The organism is Ligilactobacillus acidipiscis DSM 15836 (assembly GCF_001435755.1).
GTDB classification, from domain to species: Bacteria; Bacillota; Bacilli; order Lactobacillales; family Lactobacillaceae; genus Ligilactobacillus; species Ligilactobacillus acidipiscis.
Map to the genome: position 1 here is coordinate 1 of NZ_AZFI01000247.1, position 1,974 is coordinate 1,974.

Here is a 1,974-nt window from a genome sequence, read left to right on the forward strand (position 1 = left end):
GCGCAGACTTTTGGTTCACGGAGCTCGACTATGAAAACAGAGCACACAAAGCTTTCAATAATCAATCGTTCACGACTGATGATTATAACACCTACTTCCAATTCGGCTAGTATTTTGATCTATATACACAAGTTTTATCGCAGATAGTATCATAGTGTCCTGAATGTTAGTTTCACTTTCCTAGAATTAAGCAAATATTCTATGAGGACTAAAATAATTAAAAATGCAACAAATAACAGAACGGTGATCAGCAAGGACTGACTATAATTTAATAATTTACCCCATTTCAACTGAATACCCATCTCTTCAACAAATTGTTCACGTTTAGAAAGAACTGGAAAAAATTTTTCAAATTATCATCTAATAATACCTGACGATATAACGAAGAAACATAGGCCCCGGGTGTTAACTTCACTAAAAATTGTGCAAAACTAGGTAAGATCCCAAGCGGAATATAAGCTCCAACTAAAAAGCCGGAGACTGTTCCGATTACTGTAGAAACAGCGCTTAACGTATTCCTATTGTAAACAAATCTCATGATCACTGCATTCACCACCGCATTAAGCAGAGAACCCAATAACATCAATATGATCAGAAAACCAAGTTTTGAAAATGAGATACTCAGGTCATCAACGAAATGAAAATACAAGAACATGACCAAAAAAACGACGATTTGCATTATAAAGCCAATCACTGCTGCACTAAGAACATAGCCGAAATTCAAACTAAATCGACTGATCCCAGTTAGCAAAAAATCATTTTCTGTACTCTTTTCATAATCTTCAACTTTTTGACTTAAGGAAGAAAGAGTTGTTGTAATTGCAGTGATACCAAGTGTTCCGCCAATTAACCATAAATCTAAAAACTCAGCGTGACCCGGCAGGTTCTTCCAATCTCCTCCAATTGTATCTTGTAGAAAAGCAACGTATAAAATAAACGAGATCAAGGCAGCTAACAAAGAAAAGAAAACTTCCGACTTGTTGCGAAAATACAACAGCAAATTTCGATAACATACGGTCAACATTTTAGTACATCTCCTTTCCTGTTAATGCGATAAAGGCATCATCGATCGTCCCCTCACGATACTCAAAATGTGTCAGTAAAGGCCCTACCTGGTCCAAAATCTGTAAAGCAGCTCTGGTATCGGCTGGAGTAATTTGAACTTTGTCAGCTCCAACAACTAAATATTCAAACTGAATCAAGTGTTTTTTTAATTTATCCAATTGCTCTGTCTGAAGTAATAATTGATTCTTAGCGTATCTATGTTTCAAATCATCAGCAGACCCGCGAGCAATCAATTTACCATGATCGATAATAAAAACCATGTCCGCTTGATCAGCCTCTTCCAAATAATGTGTGGTTAAAACGATCGTCAGGTCTTCTTGCTGGCGCAATTCAGTTAGCGCTTGCCAGATAGTTTTTCTTGTTTGAATATCTAATCCTGCCGTTGGCTCATCCAAAAATAAAATCTCAGGCTGCACTAAAAGTGCACGTGCGATATCAGCCCGCCTTCTTTGACCACCTGAAAGTCGACCATATCGTTTATTGGAAAATTCACTCAAGCCAAGTTGTGTTATGACTTTAGTGATAGTTTCAGGTTCGTTTGTACCGGCCATTTTTTGCCGTATTTGTAAATTTTCTCGCACAGTCAACTCTGCATCTAAAACACTTTCTTGAAAAACTACTCCGAATTGCGGCTTTTTTGTTTGATAGTAAATAGAACCGCTTGTTGGTGATAATGCCCCCAACAACATTTCTATCGTGGTCGACTTGCCTGCTCCATTTGGGCCAAGTATCGCCGTGAAACTCCCTTTTTCAATTGCCAGATCTAAATTATCAACAGCGGTTTGTTTGCCAAAAACTTTCGTCAAACTTTTAGTTTCTAAATACATAGATCTCACCTTCCTTATTATAAAACAGAGCGGAGCATGGTGTTCAGAAGGTGAGCACTAACGGGCTTTCACGCTATAATGC

General features: G+C 37.8%; 2 protein-coding genes. Both read right to left on the bottom strand.

Translation table 11 applies throughout. The features are described from left to right. Positions 1-286 precede the first annotated feature (286 nt). Complete coding sequence (locus tag FC65_RS10385; RefSeq protein WP_056972650.1) at positions 287-1,024, bottom strand: ABC transporter permease; 738 nt, start codon at positions 1,022-1,024, stop codon at positions 287-289. A 1-nt stretch (position 1,025) separates the two neighbouring features. Further along, a complete protein-coding gene (locus tag FC65_RS10390) occupies positions 1,026-1,892 on the bottom strand; it encodes an ABC transporter ATP-binding protein (protein ID WP_056972652.1) in 867 nt (288 codons plus the stop codon). Positions 1,893-1,974 lie beyond the last annotated feature (82 nt).